Origin of the sequence: Pseudomonas yangonensis, from assembly GCF_009932725.1 — a bacterium.
In the GTDB taxonomy this organism is placed as follows: domain Bacteria; phylum Pseudomonadota; class Gammaproteobacteria; order Pseudomonadales; family Pseudomonadaceae; genus Aquipseudomonas; species Aquipseudomonas yangonensis.
In genome coordinates this window covers 778,766-793,849 of sequence record NZ_BLJU01000002.1, presented here as the reverse complement: position 1 = coordinate 793,849, position 15,084 = coordinate 778,766, and the positions used below count along the sequence as shown (strand labels likewise).

The window sequence follows — 15,084 nt, the reverse complement described above, 5'->3', positions numbered from 1 at the left end:
ACCGGCAACCGCTTGCCGAACAGCGCCTTCAATATTACCTAAACAATTGATTTAAAAAGGCTTTATGCCAGCATGAACCAGTTGGCACGAAATTCGCTCTAACCCTCTCGTCGCACCACCGCGCCAGAGGTTCTGCTCCATGGTCCCCCCCAGCCACTCCAATACCATCGATTTCGATGCCGCCAAATTGCAGCGTCTCGGCGTTACCGGCAATCGCGATCTGCCGCTAAAGCCCATCAGCCTGGCGGAGCTACGTCACCACCTGAGCCTGCAACTGCAGACCAGCCTGGATGTGGAGCGCATCCTCAACCTGTTCTTTCGCGAAGTGCAACGTCTGGTGCCGCTTGACGCGCTGGCATTTCAGCATCCCTCTCAGGATCTGCGCCTGGAACTGGGTGAACGCGCACCGCACTCGGCTGGCTATCGCCTCAGTCATGAAGGGGAATACCTGGGTGAACTGATCTTCCGTCGCAAGCAGCGCTTCGCCGAGGACGAGCTGATTCAGCTGGAGTCACTGCTGGCCAGCCTGCTTTTCCCGCTGCGCAACGCCCTGCTCTACCGCACCGCGCTGCACAGTGCGCTGCGCGACCCGCTGACCGATACCGGCAATCGCATCGCCATGGATCAGGTGCTGCAGCGCGAGGTGGATCTGGCCCGCCGCAATCTGCAGCCGCTGTCCCTGCTTATGCTCGACATCGACCACTTCAAGACCATCAATGACAGCCATGGCCATGCACTCGGTGACCAGGTGCTGAAAGCGGTCGCGCAGACCCTGAAGAACCAGCTGCGCAATATCGATATGGTCTTTCGCTACGGCGGCGAAGAGTTTCTGGTGATTCTCTCAGGTACCAGCCGGGAGGGAGCAGCGCTGGTGGGCGAGCGCCTGCGCTTTGCCGTACTGGAACTGCAATGCCTGGATGCCGGGCGCCCCATCGACGTATCCATCAGCCTGGGCTGTTCGAGCCTGTTGCCGGGTGAATCTGCCGAAAGCCTGCTGCGCCGTGCCGATAACGCGCTCTATGTAGCCAAGCGTGAAGGACGCAATCGCCTGTCCATGGCGGGCTAGAGGCTGGCTGCCCAAGGCGGATGAAATCCGCACCAGAATGAAAAAAAGGGACTCCGCGGAGTCCCTTTTCGTTTATCAGCGCTTGCGGCCAAAGCCGGGGCGCTGGCCATCACCCGATGGTGCGCGCTTGCCTGGCGCAGCCGGTCGCGGCTTGCGTGCCGGACGTTCGGACAGTTCCACCGCCGGACGTGGCTGACGCTTCTTCACGTCGCCCGGACGCTCGGCAACCGGCGTACCACGACCGCCCTCACGACGCTCACCGCTTTCCTTGCGGCTGCGCGGGGCACGCTGCTCGGCATCTTCGCGGCGCGGCGCGCGACTCGGGCGGGCGCCCTCCGCGCCAGCCTCGTCCTTGGCCGGACGCAGCACCCGCTTGCCACGGACATCGACCGGCTTGGCCGATTTGCGCTGCAGACGGTCGAGCTTGTCGCGGGTCTTCTCCTTCATCGCCGGCAGCGCTTGCGGAGCCAGACCGACTTCGGCGCTGAGAATGTCCACTTCGCGCTGGTCCATCTCGCGCCAGCGGCCCATGGTCAGCTCCGAGGTGAGGAACACCGGACCGAAGCGCACACGCTTCAGGCGGCTGACCACCAAACCCTGGGATTCCCACAGACGGCGCACTTCGCGGTTACGCCCTTCCATCACCACGCAGTGATACCAGTGGTTGAAACCCTCGCCACCGGGCGCTTCCTTTATATCGGTGAACTTGGCCGGACCGTCCTCGAGCATGACGCCAGTCTTGAGGTTTTCGAGCATCTCTTCGGTAACCTCGCCACGCACACGCACCGCGTATTCGCGGTCCATCTGATAGGACGGGTGCATCAGGCGGTTGGCCAACTCACCATCGGTGGTGAACAGCAGCAGGCCGGTGGTATTGATATCGAGACGCCCGATGTTGATCCAGCGACCCTCTTTCGGGCGCGGTAAGCGGTCGAATACGGTGGGGCGACCTTCCGGGTCGTCACGGGTGCAGATCTCACCGTCCGGCTTGTTGTAGATCAGCACACGACGAACCGAACCGGTGATCTCTTCACGCTTGAGCAGGCGGCCATCAAGGGCGATGGCATCGTTGGCATCGACGCGCTGACCCAGGGTCGCAGCGGCGCCATTGACCTTGACCCGACCTTCGGCGATCCAGGTCTCTATCTCGCGACGCGAGGCCAGCCCGAGGCGGGCCAGAACTTTCTGCAGTTTCTCGCCTGCAGGACGCGGTTGTTCGTGCTCAGTCATCTTGGGCACCTCCCGGTGTAGTAATGGATGAACGAAGGGCGCGCATCATACGCACTGGAGAGCTCTTAGGGTAGGTGATGCTGAGGCATTCGTCCGAACAAGACACTCACCGCGCGGAGACAAGAGGCAGATAAATCCGCAAGGCGCGACCAGAGCAAGAACTTGCCTCAGTGTTTGCGTCGCCCCGTCGCCGCCAGCGCCAGCAAGCGCATATCGGCTTCGGCCAACAGCGCCAGACGCTCGTGCTTGTCCATGCGCTTCCAGCCCTTAATCTCCTGGCGACTGCGGCCGCAACCCAGGCATATGTCCTTTTCGAACTCACAGACCTTGATGCAGGGATTCTTGCTCATTACGCCTCCTCGACAGTACGGGTCGGATGCTGGCAAGCATAAGGGTCTGGGCAGGCAGGAGTGATTGAAGGATTCGATACCTGGCTTAAACGCCGTCAATGCAACGGCTCGTCACCGTCCTGGTCGGCCAGGTCGCTTTCGGCAGGCTCGTCTGCTTCCTCGACCAGGCGCAGGTCGTCGAAGTCGGTCTTGAGCCCTTGCTCCATGTCGTCCAGCTCGGCCAGCAGGCTGCGGAAGCTGACTTCCTCGCGCGGCTCGACCTCTCCTTCTTCTTGCAAAGCCAGGTCGGCGCGCGCCTGCAAGCTTGCCGGCACTTCGGCGTCCTCATCCAGCGCCAGCTCCGGCTCGGGCTCCAGTTCGCGCAGCGCTGCGAGCGGCGGCAGTTCGTCGAGACTCTTCAGATTGAAATGATCGAGAAAGCCCTTGGTGGTGGCGAACATCGCCGGGCGCCCTGGCACATCGCGATAGCCCACCACGCGAATCCACTCACGTTCCAGCAGCGTCTTGGTGATGTTGCTGTTGACCGCCACGCCGCGCACGTCCTCGATTTCACCGCGAGTGATCGGCTGGCGATAGGCGATCAGTGCCAAAGTCTCCAGCAGCGCACGGGAATAGCGCTGCGGCCGCTCTTCCCAGAGCCGACCGACCCAGGGAGCGAAGCGCTCGCGCACCTGCAGGCGGTAGCCCGAGGCCACTTCCTTCAGCTCGAAGGCGCGGCCCTCGCAGGACTGGCGCAGGATTTCCAGCGCCGCCTTGAATTGCTCGGGTTCGGGCCGCTCGCCCTCCTCGAACAGTTCGTAGAGGCGTTCGAGCGATTGCGCCTTCCCCGAAGCCAGCAGAAAGGCTTCAAGCAACTGGGCCAGGTCTTGGGGGTCATTCAGGTTCATTCGGCACGGGCTCGGACGTGGATGGCAGCGAAGGGCTCATTCTGCACCAGCTCTACCAGGGATTCCTTGATCAATTCGAGCACCGCCATGAAGGTGACTACCACGCCAAGCCGCCCCTCTTCAGCAGCGAAGAGCTCGACGAACGGCACGAAAGCCCCGCCCTTGAGGCGCTCCAGCACTTCGCTCATGCGCTCGCGGGTGGACAGTGCCTCGCGGGTGACCTGATGGCTTTCGAACATGTCGGCGCGGCGCAGCACCTCGGCCATCGACAGCAGCACCTCTTCCAGGCTCACGTCCGGCAGCAGCTTGCGCGCGCGGGCTTCGGGAGCGTCGAGCCTGGGTACGGTCACGTCACGGCCGACGCGCGGCAGCTCATCGATATTTTCGGCAGCGGCCTTGAAGCGCTCATACTCCTGCAGACGGCGGATTAACTCGGCACGCGGGTCGTCCTCTTCCTCCTCGGCCTCGGCCGAACGCGGCAGGAGCATGCGCGACTTGATCTCGGCGAGCATGGCGGCCATGACCAGGTACTCGGCGGCCAACTCCAGGCGCACCGATTTCATAAGCTCGACATAGCCCATGTACTGCTTGGTGATTTCAGCCACCGGAATGTCGAGGATGTCGATGTTCTGCTTGCGAATCAGGTAGAGCAGCAGGTCGAGCGGTCCTTCGAAGGCTTCGAGGAAGACTTCCAGCGCATCCGGAGGGATGTACAGGTCCAGCGGCAACTCGGTGACCGCCTCGCCGTAGACCAGGGCGAACGGCAGCTCCTGCTGCGCGCCGGCCTGGCTGTCCACGACTGGCGTGGCGGATTCACTCATCAGCCGCGGCTCCTTCAACGATGATTCAGGCCCATGGCCATGCGCACTTCGGCCAGGGTATTGCGTGCTTCGTCACGAGCATGCTCGGCACCCTCGGCGAGGATACTGCGCACCAGATCGGGGTTTTCCTCGTAGTCGACGGCACGCTGCTGCAGAGGAGTCAACTCTGCCTGCAGAGACGAGCACAGCGCGCTCTTGCAATCGAGGCAACCAATCGAAGCGCTTCGGCAGCCCTCAATGACCCAATGCAGTTGTTCGTCGTTGGAATACAACTGATGCAGTGACCAGACCGGGCAGCGCTGTGGCTCACCGGGGTCGTCGCGATGCACGCGTGCGGGGTCGGTCGGCATGCGCCGCAGCTTTTCCTCGATCTCGGCATCGCTGTCGCGCAGGAATATCGCGTTGCCGCTGGACTTGGCCATTTTTTGCCCATCCAGACCTGGTACCCGTGAAAACTCGGCGAGAAGCGGCTGCGGCTCGCTCAGAATCACCTTGCCGCCACCTTCCAGATAGCCGTAAAGGCGCTCCTGATCGCCCAGAGTGATGCTGGTCTGCTCCTTAAGCAGGGCCCGCGCCGTCTCCAGCGCCTCTGCGTCACCCTGCTCCTGATAAGCCTTGCGCAGGTTACGGTAGAGCTTGCCGACTTTCTTGCCCAGCTTGCCAATGGCGGCTTCAGCCTTCAGCTCGAAATCCGTCTCGCTGCCGTACAGGTGGTTGAACCGGCGCGCCACTTCGCGGGCAAACTCGATATGAGGCAACTGGTCGGCCCCGACCGGCACCTGGCCGGCGCGATACAGCAGGATGTCCGCCGCCTGCAACAGCGGATAACCGAGAAAACCGTAGGTAGAGAGATCCTTGCCGGTCTGTCGTTCCAGCTGCTCCTTGTAGGAAGGCACCCGCTCGAGCCAGCTGAGCGGACAGATCATCGACAGCAACAGGTGCAGCTCGGCATGTTCCGGTACTTGCGACTGCACGAATAGTGTCGCGGAGCTGGGGCTGACACCGGCGGCCAGCCAATCGACCGCCATATCCATGACGTGCTGGGAAAGCTGGCCGGCATCGGCGTATTCGGTGGTCAGCGCATGCCAGTCGACGATGCAGAAGAAGCAGTCATACTCGTGCTGCAACCTGACCCAGTTCTTCAGCACGCCGTGGTAGTGCCCGAGGTGCAAACGGCCGCTGGGACGCATCCCTGACAGCACCCGACGTTCGGAGTCGTTAAGGCTCAAACCGTTCTATCCAAAATTCAGACAAGGCCAGGGAGTATAGGGTAGCTAGGCCCACAACGGAAAAGCCGGCGTCAGAGATCGTGGAACGGCGTCGGGTCGCCGCATCCGACGCGCAGAATTTCCGGGCTATCCTCGGCGAGATTGACCACGGTGGAGGCTTCCAGCCCGCCGAAACCACCGTCGATGATCAGGTCGACATGGTGTTCGAGAATCTGGCGCATTTCGTAGGGGTCGGACATCGGCAGTTCATCACCCGGCATGATCAGGCTGACGCTCATCAACGGCTCGCCCAGTTGCTCCAGCAACGCCAGGGCGATGGGATGGCTGGGCACGCGGATGCCAATGGTGCGGCGCTTGGGATGCAGCAGCATGCGCGGCACTTCGCGGGTGGCATTGAGGATGAAGGTATAGGGGCCCGGGGTGTGATTCTTCAGCAGGCGAAAAGCGGCGGTGTCGACCTTGGCGAACAGACCGATCTGCGACAGGTCGCGGCAGACCAGGGTGAAGTTGTGCTTGTCGTCGAGCTGACGCAGGCGGCGAATGCGTTCGACCGCATTCTTGTCGCCGATGGCGCAGCCCAGCGCGTAGGACGAGTCGGTGGGATAAACCACCACGCCGCCGCCACGAATGATTTCCACGGCCTGTTTTATCAGGCGTGCCTGGGGGTTTTCCGGGTGAACCTGGAAAAATTGACTCACGCTTGCTCCCTGCTCATGAAGTGACAGCGGATGGCTGTGCATGTTCGAAGCGCTCCCAGAGCGCGGTCAGGTCAACGGGCAACGGGCGGTACATGCCCAGCTCGGACCAGTCGCCCGGCGCATGGAAATCGCTGCCGACGCTGGCCATCAAGCCGAATTCGCGCGCCAGAATCGCCAGGCCACCTACTTGTTCGGCGGGCTGCATGCCGTTCACCACTTCCAAGGCATGACCACCCGCCGCTGCGAAGTCGGCAACCAGGCGTCGGCGCTTGCTGCGAGTAAAGTCGTATTGCCACGGATGCGCCAGGCTGATCCAGGCCTTGGCCGAACGCAAGGTGGCAACGGTTTCTTCCAGCATAGGCCAATGCTGCTTGACGTCGCCCAACTTGCCCGAGCCCAGCCATTTGCGAAACGCCTCGGCACGGTCACGCACATGCCCGGCGCGCACCAGAAACTCGGCAAAATGGGGGCGCGCCGGTGCGTTGCCGCTATCGCCCAATTCCTGTTGGACAGCACGCGCACCCTCAAGTGCGCCGGGCATGCCCTTGACCGCCAGGCGTCGGTCGATTTCCTCGGCACGCTGCCAGCGCCCATGGTGCAAAGCCTCGATGGCAGCCCGCAGGGCTGGAGCCTCCCGCTCGAAGGCGTAGCCCAGCACATGAATGGTCGCCCCGCCCCAGGTGCAGGACAGCTCGATGCCGTTGATCAGCTTCATGCCCAGCGGTTCGGCCGCGAGGTGCGCCTCATCGAGCCCTTCGAGGGTGTCATGGTCGGTCAATGCGAGCAGCCGCACGCCGCGTTCGTGCGCCCGGGCCACCAGTACGGCGGGCGCCAGGGCGCCATCTGAGGCGGTGCTGTGGCAGTGCAGATCGACAATCATGGCGGCGCTTTCGTTGAGATTGATGTTTGTTATTATGCCCCACATCCGCCGCAAGGCAGACGCCGTATGGCGCAAACGCTCCATTCCCTCCCCGCTTCGACCTGAATTAAGGACTGAGATGCTCTACGCCATCATCGCCACCGACGTCGAAAACTCCCTGGAAAATCGTCTGGCCACACGCCCTGCTCACCTCGCCCGCCTGGAACAGTTGAAGCAGGAAGGTCGCCTGCTGCTGGCCGGCCCGCATCCGGCCATCGACAGCAATGACCCAGGCCCGGCGGGCTTCAGCGGCAGCCTGGTCGTTGCCGAATTCGACTCCCTTGAAGCTGCGCAGAAGTGGGCCGATGCCGACCCGTACCGCACAGCCGGTGTGTATGCCAGCGTTGTGGTCAAACCCTTCAAGAAAGTGCTGCCCTGACGAGGTACCACTCACGCGGCTTTCGCCTACAAGGAATCGCGATGCGCACGACCCCGCTGTCCCTGCTGGTCACCCTGTTGCTGACCTGCGCGTCGCTGCAGGCAGAAGAAGTCGCTCTACCGCCTCCTCAGGCGGCAAGTGTGGACACCCTGAGCCAGGAACTGGAGCAGCGCCTGGCGCAAAGCGAGCAGCTGCGCAATGAACAGCAAGCCAGCAGCGCCGTGCAACTGCAACGCCTGCGCCAGGAGAATCAGCGCCTGCGCATGCAGCTCAAGGAGAGCCAGGCACAGGCCCAGCCACGCGTGCTCAGTGAAGAGCAGACCTGGTTTGCCCTCGGCGCCGCCCTGAGCCTGGCTTCAATGCTGTTTGGCACCCTGCTGCGAGGCTCGCGCAAGACTCGCCGCGAATGGATAAATTAAAGCCATGAGCCGATTGCTGCTGATCGATGACGACCAGGAACTCTGCGAGCTGCTCGCCAGCTGGCTGACTCAGGAAGGCTTTCAGGTGACCGCCTGCCATGAAGCAGGCGGTGCGCGTCAGGCCCTTGCCGCACAGGCGCCTGATGCCGTGGTGCTCGATGTGATGCTGCCGGATGGCAGCGGCCTGGAGCTGCTCAAGCAATTGCGTGGCGAACATCCTGATCTGCCGGTGCTGATGCTGTCGGCCCGCGGCGAGCCGCTGGACCGCATCCTTGGCCTGGAGCTGGGCGCGGATGACTACCTGGCCAAGCCGTGCGATCCGCGTGAGCTGACCGCACGCCTGCGTGCCGTACTCCGGCGTACCGCCCCCGCCCCGGCCAGCAGCCAACTGGAGCTGGGTGACCTCAGCTTCAGCCCCAACCGCGGAGTGGTCAGCATCGGTGAGCATGACGTTCCGCTGACGCTTTCCGAAAGCCGCCTGCTGGAGGCTCTGCTGCGCCAGCCGGGCGAGCCGGTGGACAAGCAGGCGCTGGCGCAACTCGCCCTGGGCCGCAAACTGACCCTGTACGACCGCAGCCTGGATATGCACGTCAGCAACCTGCGCAAGAAGCTCGGCCCGCACCCCGATGGCCGCCCACGCATTCTCGCACTGCGTAGCCGCGGCTATTACTACGCGCCGTGATCGTTTGCCGCCCTTACGTAAACGACCTGCAACATCGTCTTTACCCAAGCTTTACCCACGCCTGACTGCCCTTGACCTTGACCGCCGCATAATGAGCCCATCCGGTACTTACCGGCCTCGGAACCTGTTTACGACCTGCTGCGCGTCGGCCCTGCTGCGTTGAAAACAGACTCGGAATGCTCATGTACAACAGTACACTCCGCCTCCTCGTCTGTTTTCGCCTTGCATGACTCTAGCTCGCTAGATCGTAAAACAGGTTCTCAAGACAAGGAGAATCACCATGCGCAAGACCCTCACCGCCCTGCTGCTCGCCGCCACTCTGCCGACCCTGGCCTTTGCCATGCCGGACGGTGGCCCACGTCACCAGGACCGCCATCACGGCATGTTCAAGGAGCTGAACCTGAGCAAGGAACAGCACCAGGAGTTCCGCAAGCTGATGGGCGAACAGATGAAAGCCCATCGCGACATCACCAAGCGCTATCTGGACAAGCTGCCGGAGGCCGAGAAGCAGGCCATGAAGAAGGAGCTGGAGCAGGCTCGCGCCGACCAGCACAAGGCACTGCGTGACCTGCTCAACCCCGAGCAGCAGAAAGCCTTCGACGAGCATCAGAAGAAAATGGAAGCTCGCCGCGCCGAAATGGCGGAATTCAAGGCCTGGAAAGCCGAGAAGGACAGCAAAAACAACTGATCGCCCCCTAGACCCGCCGCCGCGCTCACCGAGCCCGGCGGCTTTTGCATGAGGAATCACCGTGCGTTCACTGTTCTGGCGCATTCTCGCGACCTTCTGGCTGGCCATCGCTCTGGTTGCCGGTCTGTCGCTGCTGCTTGGCCGCGCCCTGAACCAGGACGCCTGGATTCTCAGCCTGCATCCGGGCCTTGATGACATCGACAGCGAGTGGGTCAAACGCTACGAACAGCAGGGACCGGCCGTGGCGCAGGACTTTCTCGAACGGCGCAAGCGCAGGTACCGCATCGACACCCAGGTGCTTGGCGAAAGTGGCCAGCAGCTGGTCAAAGGTACGTTTCCGTCGCGCGCCGCGGCTTTCGAAGCCCGTCATGGCGACGACCGCCGTCTGCCCTGGCGCCGCCTGACCGCGGAATACACCAGCCCGCAAAGCGGCGAAAGCTATCTGTTCATCTATCGCATTCCGCACCCTGAACTGGCGGCCTGGCACCGTGGCAGCCTGTTCTGGCCGCTCAGCGCCCTGGCCATTGCCTTGGTAGTGCTGACGCTGTTCAGCCTGATGCTGACGTTGTCGATCACCCGTCCGCTGGATCGCCTGCGCGGCGCCGTGCATGACCTGGGCCAGACTGCCTATCAGCAAAACAGCCTGGCACGCCTGGCCACCCGCCGTGACGAACTGGGCCTGCTGGCCAAGGACTTCAACCGCATGGGCGAACGTCTGCAGGGGCTGATCGGCAGCCAGCGTCAGCTGCTGCGCGATGTGTCCCACGAGCTGCGCTCGCCCTTGGCGCGCCTGCGCATCGCCCTGGCCCTGGCAGAACGCGCGAATGCCACCGAGCGGGAAAAACTCTGGCCACGGCTAAGCCAGGAATGTGATCGGCTGGAAGCGCTGATCAGCGAAATTCTCACCCTCGCCCGACTGGATGCCGACCCCGGAGCCCCGCAGCCGGTAGATCTGCGTGCACTGCTCGGCAACCTGCAGGAAGATGCGCGTCTGACAACGCCCCAGCAGCTGCTGCAGATCGACCTCGATCAGGGAGCGCACCTGGAAGGCTGGCCGGACATGCTCGAGCGCGCACTCGACAACCTGCTGCGTAACGCCCTGCGCTTCAGCCCGCCGGACAAGCCCGTGGTCATCGGCGTGCAGCGCCAGGGGCAGGAGGTTTTGCTCTGCGTGCGCGACCACGGCCCTGGAGTCGCCAGCGAGCACCTGCCGCAGTTGGGCAAACCCTTCTTCCGCGCGCCGGGCCAGAGTGGTTCCGGCCATGGGCTGGGGCTGGCCATCGCACGTCGCGCGGCGCAGCGTCATGGCGGTGAACTGCTGCTGAATAACCACCCCGAAGGCGGTTTCGTCGCCACTCTCAGGCTGCCGGCCAGGCAACAGACAGCCTGAGTGTCGAGGGCTCAGCCGTGCCAGGCGCTGACGAAATCCTCGACGCTGACTTCCGGGGCGCGACGCAGCTCGCGTTCCGGCGTACCAAGGTAGAGATAGGCGATGATCTGCTCGTCTGCCGCCAGGCCCAGACCTTTGGCCACATGAGCGTTATAGGCCATGTCACCGGTACGCCAGACCGCACCTATGCCCTGAGCATGTGCCGCCAGCAAGATGCCATGGGCAGCACAACCGGCAGCGATCACCTGCTCGGAGGCGGGCACCTTGGGATGAGCCTGTACGCGGGCGATCACCACCACCAGCAACGGCGCACGCAGCGGCATACCACGTGCCTTGTTCAGAGCTTCCGGCGCGGCCTGCGCATCGGCAATCTGCATGGCCTCGGCGAACAACTCCCCCATACGCTCACGCGCCTGCCCCTCTACCGTCAGAAAGCGCCATGGGCGTAGCTGGCCATGATCCGGCGCACGCAACGCCGCGCGAAAGAGCAGCTCACGTTGCGCCGCATCCGGGGCTGGCTCGACCAGACGGGGAACGGATACACGGTTGAGCAGAGCGTCGAGAGCCTCCATCGGCCACCTCCTTGAAACAAAGAAGGCGCATTCTCGATGCTGCAAGCGGCGCACTGCAAGCTGACCGATACCCACATACGGATGCCTGAAGCCCGTAAAGCCATAGCCCGGATGCAGTCGAGGGATCGCTGCCCCGGATTGTATCCGGGCTACACGCTGGCCTGCAGCCGCGTCAGGCTACCCGGTCAGGCGATATCACCGGCTGCACCGGTGGCGTCAGCGGCGGTAGGCCATGGGCCTTGCGCGCATCGTCGCAACGCGGGTTGTGCACGCCGTTTTCCCAGGACGCCTCGAACTCACGGCAACTGCTGGAACGCTGTTCGTACATGGTGCAGCGCACACCGCAGCCAACGTCACCGAGCAGTTGCGTGCAACGTGCCGGCTTGCTCTCGGTACCACGCATGGCAACGTAGTGGGGGCTGATCTGGATGACCTGTTCGTCCGGAACGCTACCGCCCGCGGATTGACACTCGCCCCAGAAGAAGGACACACGAAAAAACGCGCAGCAGGCGCCGCACGTGAGGCAGGGATTGGCTTCGGACATTTGGGGAGGACTCGGAAACCGGCGGACGCCGGCAACTGGCGGCTATTCTATGCTTGGCTATACGCTTGTAAAGCCCCTTCACCGGGCACGTGTGAAAACTACTGCGCTCGGCCAGGCTGCGTTAAAAACAGGCTCAAAATGCTCATTTACAGCTCGTAAACTGCGCTTCCTCGCCTGTTTTGCCGTGCCTGACCTTCGCTCGCTACGTTTTCACACAGCCCGACTGTGCCGGTTTACAGCCGCCCGTCCGCGGGTAGAATGGCCCATTTTTACAACCCGCCAGAGCCCTCTACATGGCCTTGCCGACGCTGCGCATCATCGGTTTCATCATCGGCATATTCCTGATTACCCTGGCGGTCAGCATGGCTATTCCCATGCTGACCCTGCTGATCTTCGAGCATCCTGAAGATCTCACTGCCTTCCTATGGTCCAGCCTGATAACCCTGGTGGCCGGTCTTGCTCTGGTGATTCCCGGTCGTCCGCAGAACGCGCAGCTGCGCCCGCGCGACATGTATTTGCTGACGACCGGAAGCTGGACCCTGGTTTGCGCTTTCGCCGCGCTGCCGCTGATGCTGATCGCCCACATCAGCTACACGGATGCCATGTTCGAGACCATGTCCGGTATCACGACGACTGGCTCGACCGTGCTGACCGGTCTCGACAGCATGTCGCCCGGCATTCTGATCTGGCGCTCGATGCTGCAGTGGCTGGGCGGCATCGGCTTCATCGGCATGGCGGTGGCGATTCTGCCGTTGCTGCGCGTCGGTGGCATGCGCCTGTTCCAGACCGAGTCTTCGGACTGGGGCGAGAAGGTCATGCCGCGCTCGCACATGGCCGCCAAATACCTGCTATTGCTCTATGTCGCGATCACCCTGCTCGGGGTGCTGGCCTACTGGGCAGCGGGAATGGAACCCTTCGATGCAGTCAACCACGCGATGACGTCGATCTCCACCGGTGGCTACTCCACTTCCGACGCCTCGTTGGCGCACTGGCCACAACCGGCCGTGCATTGGACGGCGGTCGTGCTGATGCTGCTCGGCGGCATGCCGTTCATGCTCTATGTCGCCTTCGTTCGCGGCAATCGCCAGGCGCTGTTCAGGGATCATCAGGTCCGCGGCTTCATCGGCTTTCTGCTGCTGACCTGGCTGGTATTCGGCACCTGGCTGTGGATCAACTCGGACTACACCTGGCTCGACGCCTTTCGCATCGTTGCGGTCAACGTCACCTCGGTGGTCACCACCACCGGCTTCGCCCTCGGCGACTACACCACCTGGGGCAGCTTCGCCGTGCTGCTGTTCTTCTATCTGACCTTCGTCGGCGGCTGCTCCGGTTCCACCTCCGGGGGCTTGAAGATCTTCCGCTTCCAGGTCGCCTACGTGCTGCTCAAGGCCAACCTGATGCAGCTGGTGCATCCTCGCGCCGTGATCAAGCAGCAGTACAACAATCACAACCTGGATGAAGAGATCGTCCGCTCGCTGATCACTTTCTCCTTCTTCTTCACCATCACCATCGGCGTACTGGCGCTGGCCCTGACCCTGGTCGGCCTGGATTGGGTCACGGCGCTGACCGGCGCTGCCACCGCCGTGTGCAACGTCGGCCCGGGCCTTGGACCGATCATCGGCCCGGCCGGCAACTTCGCCAGTCTGCCGGATTCGGCCAAGTGGCTGCTCAGTGCCGGCATGCTGCTTGGCCGCCTGGAAATTCTGACCGTACTGGTGCTGGTCACCCGCAGCTTCTGGAAGCACTGACCGATGCCCTTAGCAAGCCTGCGCATCCTCGCCTTCATCAATGGCATCTTCCTCGTCACGCTGGCGTTGAGCATGCTGGTGCCGGTGATCACCCTGCTGATCTTCGAACAGCCACAAAAGATCAATGCCTTCCTCTGGTCCAGCCTGATCACCGCACTCGTTGGCCTGGCCATGATCGCTCAGGGCAGGCCCAAGCAAACGCAACTGCGTCCGCGCGACATGTATATGCTGACGGTGTCGAGCTGGGTGATGGTGTCGATCTTTGCCGCCTTGCCGTTCATCTTCGCCGAACGCGCCAGCGTCACAGATGCCTATTTCGAGAGCATGTCCGGCATTACCGCGACCGGTGCCACGGTATTCAGCGGGCTTGACGAGATGTCCCCCGGCACGCTGATCTGGCGCTCGCTGCTGCACTGGCTGGGCGGCATCGGCTTCATCGGCATGGCCGTGGCGATCCTGCCGATGCTGCGCATTGGCGGTATGCGCCTGTTCCAGACCGAGTCCTCGGACCGTTCGGAGAAGGTCATGCCGCGCTCGCACATGGTCGCCAAATACATGGTGCTGGCCTACGTCGGTCTGAGCACCCTGGCAGTGCTGGCCTTCTGGCTGGCGGGGATGGGGCTGTTCGACTCGATCAACCACGCCATGTCCGCCATCGCCACCGGCGGTTTCTCCACATCGGACTCTTCCTTGGGCAAATGGCAGGCACCGGCCATTCACTGGGTCGCGATTGTGGTGATGGTACTCGGCAGCTTGCCTTTCGTGCTGTACGTCAGCGCCCTTCGTGGAAACTACCGCGCCTTGCTGCGCGATGCCCAGGTGCACGGTTTTCTGCTGTTGCTGGTGAGCAGCTGGTTCGTGCTGGCCGGCTGGAAATGGCTGACCACCGACCTGTACTGGCTCGATGCACTGCGCCTGGTCGCCGTGAACATCACCTCGATCATGACCACCACGGGCTTCGCCGTAGGTGACTACCACCTGTGGGGCCCGTTCGCCAGCATGATGTTCTTCTACCTGGGCTTCGTCGGCGGCTGCTCCGGCTCCACCGCGGGCGGGCTGAAGATCTTCCGTTTCCAGGTCGCCTACATCCTGCTCAAGGCCAACCTCAAGCAGCTCATCCATCCGCGCGCGGTCATCAAGCAACAGTACAACCGTCACCGACTGGATGAGGATATCGTTCGCTCGATCCTCGCCTTCGCCTTCTTCTACACCATCACCATCGCCACCCTGGCGCTGGCGGTAGCCATGTGCGGGGTGGACTGGATCACCGCACTGACCGGCGCAGCGGCCATGGTGTCCGGCGTTGGCCCGGGGATGGGGGAGATGGTCGGCCCCGCCGGCAATTACGCCACCATTCCCGACCTGGCCAAATGGCTGCTGAGTTTCGGCATGCTGCTCGGGCGCCTGGAAATCCTCACGGTGCTGGTACTGCTGTTCCCGGCCTTCTGGCGCCACTGAGCAC

General features: G+C 62.9%; 17 protein-coding genes. 8 read left to right on the top strand and 9 right to left on the bottom strand.

Annotation, left to right across the window (positions count from 1 at the left end; genetic code table 11):
- The first annotated feature begins 139 nt into the window (after positions 1–139).
- On the top strand, positions 140–1,066 hold the full coding sequence (locus GYB81_RS05435) for a GGDEF domain-containing protein (RefSeq protein WP_161866258.1): 927 nt from the start codon (positions 140–142) through the stop codon (positions 1,064–1,066).
- A 75-nt stretch (positions 1,067–1,141) separates the two neighbouring features.
- Here GYB81_RS05435 and rluB read toward each other — a convergent pair whose 3' ends face one another.
- The 7 genes from rluB to GYB81_RS05400 form a co-directional block, all read right to left on the bottom strand.
- Positions 1,142–2,296, bottom strand: a complete 1,155-nt coding sequence (gene rluB / locus GYB81_RS05430) for a 23S rRNA pseudouridine(2605) synthase RluB (RefSeq protein WP_161866259.1) — start codon at positions 2,294–2,296, stop codon at positions 1,142–1,144.
- A gap of 167 nt (positions 2,297–2,463) precedes the next feature.
- On the bottom strand, positions 2,464–2,646 hold the full coding sequence (locus GYB81_RS05425) for a DUF1289 domain-containing protein (RefSeq protein WP_161866260.1): 183 nt from the start codon (positions 2,644–2,646) through the stop codon (positions 2,464–2,466).
- Positions 2,647–2,741: 95 nt separating this feature from the next.
- On the bottom strand, positions 2,742–3,533 hold the full coding sequence (gene scpB, locus GYB81_RS05420) for an SMC-Scp complex subunit ScpB (RefSeq protein WP_161897747.1): 792 nt from the start codon (positions 3,531–3,533) through the stop codon (positions 2,742–2,744).
- The gene (locus GYB81_RS05415; protein ID WP_498051848.1) at positions 3,530–4,354 is read right to left on the bottom strand and encodes a segregation and condensation protein A; all 825 of its coding nucleotides are present in this window, start codon (positions 4,352–4,354) and stop codon (positions 3,530–3,532) included. Before GYB81_RS05415 ends, scpB begins: the two co-directional genes overlap by 4 nt.
- A 14-nt stretch (positions 4,355–4,368) precedes the next feature.
- On the bottom strand, positions 4,369–5,583 hold the full coding sequence (locus GYB81_RS05410; protein WP_161866262.1) for a tryptophan--tRNA ligase: 1,215 nt from the start codon (positions 5,581–5,583) through the stop codon (positions 4,369–4,371).
- 71 nt (positions 5,584–5,654) lie between these two features.
- Positions 5,655–6,281, bottom strand: a complete 627-nt coding sequence (locus GYB81_RS05405) for an L-threonylcarbamoyladenylate synthase (RefSeq protein WP_161866263.1) — start codon at positions 6,279–6,281, stop codon at positions 5,655–5,657.
- Between the two features lie 13 nt (positions 6,282–6,294).
- Positions 6,295–7,161 carry a PHP domain-containing protein gene (locus GYB81_RS05400; protein ID WP_161866264.1) on the bottom strand — a complete coding sequence of 289 codons (867 nt, stop codon included), beginning with the start codon at positions 7,159–7,161 and terminating at the stop codon, positions 6,295–6,297.
- Between the two features lie 118 nt (positions 7,162–7,279).
- Here GYB81_RS05400 and GYB81_RS05395 point away from each other — a divergent pair, with 118 nt between their 5' ends.
- The 5 genes from GYB81_RS05395 to GYB81_RS05375 all read left to right on the top strand — a co-directional run bounded on the left by GYB81_RS05395 (position 7,280) and on the right by GYB81_RS05375 (position 10,758).
- A complete protein-coding gene (locus GYB81_RS05395; protein ID WP_024307820.1) occupies positions 7,280–7,579 on the top strand; it encodes a YciI family protein in 300 nt (99 codons plus the stop codon).
- A gap of 41 nt (positions 7,580–7,620) precedes the next feature.
- Positions 7,621–7,998 (top strand): translation initiation factor 2 (IF-2, GTPase), encoded by a 378-nt coding sequence (locus GYB81_RS05390; RefSeq protein ID WP_161866265.1) that lies wholly within the window; start codon positions 7,621–7,623, stop codon positions 7,996–7,998.
- A 4-nt stretch (positions 7,999–8,002) separates the two neighbouring features.
- On the top strand, positions 8,003–8,680 hold the full coding sequence (locus GYB81_RS05385; RefSeq protein ID WP_161866266.1) for a response regulator transcription factor: 678 nt from the start codon (positions 8,003–8,005) through the stop codon (positions 8,678–8,680).
- Between the two features lie 280 nt (positions 8,681–8,960).
- A complete protein-coding gene (locus GYB81_RS05380) occupies positions 8,961–9,368 on the top strand; it encodes a Spy/CpxP family protein refolding chaperone (RefSeq protein ID WP_161866267.1) in 408 nt (135 codons plus the stop codon).
- A 61-nt stretch (positions 9,369–9,429) separates the two neighbouring features.
- Positions 9,430–10,758 carry a sensor histidine kinase gene (locus tag GYB81_RS05375; RefSeq protein ID WP_161866268.1) on the top strand — a complete coding sequence of 443 codons (1,329 nt, stop codon included), beginning with the start codon at positions 9,430–9,432 and terminating at the stop codon, positions 10,756–10,758.
- An 11-nt stretch (positions 10,759–10,769) separates the two neighbouring features.
- Here the strand turns inward: GYB81_RS05375 and GYB81_RS05370 are convergent, their stop codons facing one another.
- Together GYB81_RS05370 and GYB81_RS05365 are read right to left on the bottom strand one after the other, a co-directional pair.
- Complete coding sequence (locus GYB81_RS05370; protein ID WP_161866269.1) at positions 10,770–11,330, bottom strand: nitroreductase family protein; 561 nt, start codon at positions 11,328–11,330, stop codon at positions 10,770–10,772.
- A 172-nt stretch (positions 11,331–11,502) separates the two neighbouring features.
- Entirely contained in the window at positions 11,503–11,874 is a 372-nt protein-coding gene (locus tag GYB81_RS05365; RefSeq protein ID WP_024308629.1) for a YkgJ family cysteine cluster protein, read from the bottom strand.
- Between the two features lie 293 nt (positions 11,875–12,167).
- Between GYB81_RS05365 and GYB81_RS05360 the strand changes: the two genes are divergently transcribed.
- Positions 12,168–13,622, top strand: a complete 1,455-nt coding sequence (locus GYB81_RS05360; protein ID WP_161866270.1) for a TrkH family potassium uptake protein — start codon at positions 12,168–12,170, stop codon at positions 13,620–13,622.
- A gap of 3 nt (positions 13,623–13,625) precedes the next feature.
- Positions 13,626–15,080 carry a TrkH family potassium uptake protein gene (locus GYB81_RS05355; RefSeq protein ID WP_161866271.1) on the top strand — a complete coding sequence of 485 codons (1,455 nt, stop codon included), beginning with the start codon at positions 13,626–13,628 and terminating at the stop codon, positions 15,078–15,080.
- The last annotated feature ends 4 nt before the right edge of the window (positions 15,081–15,084 follow it).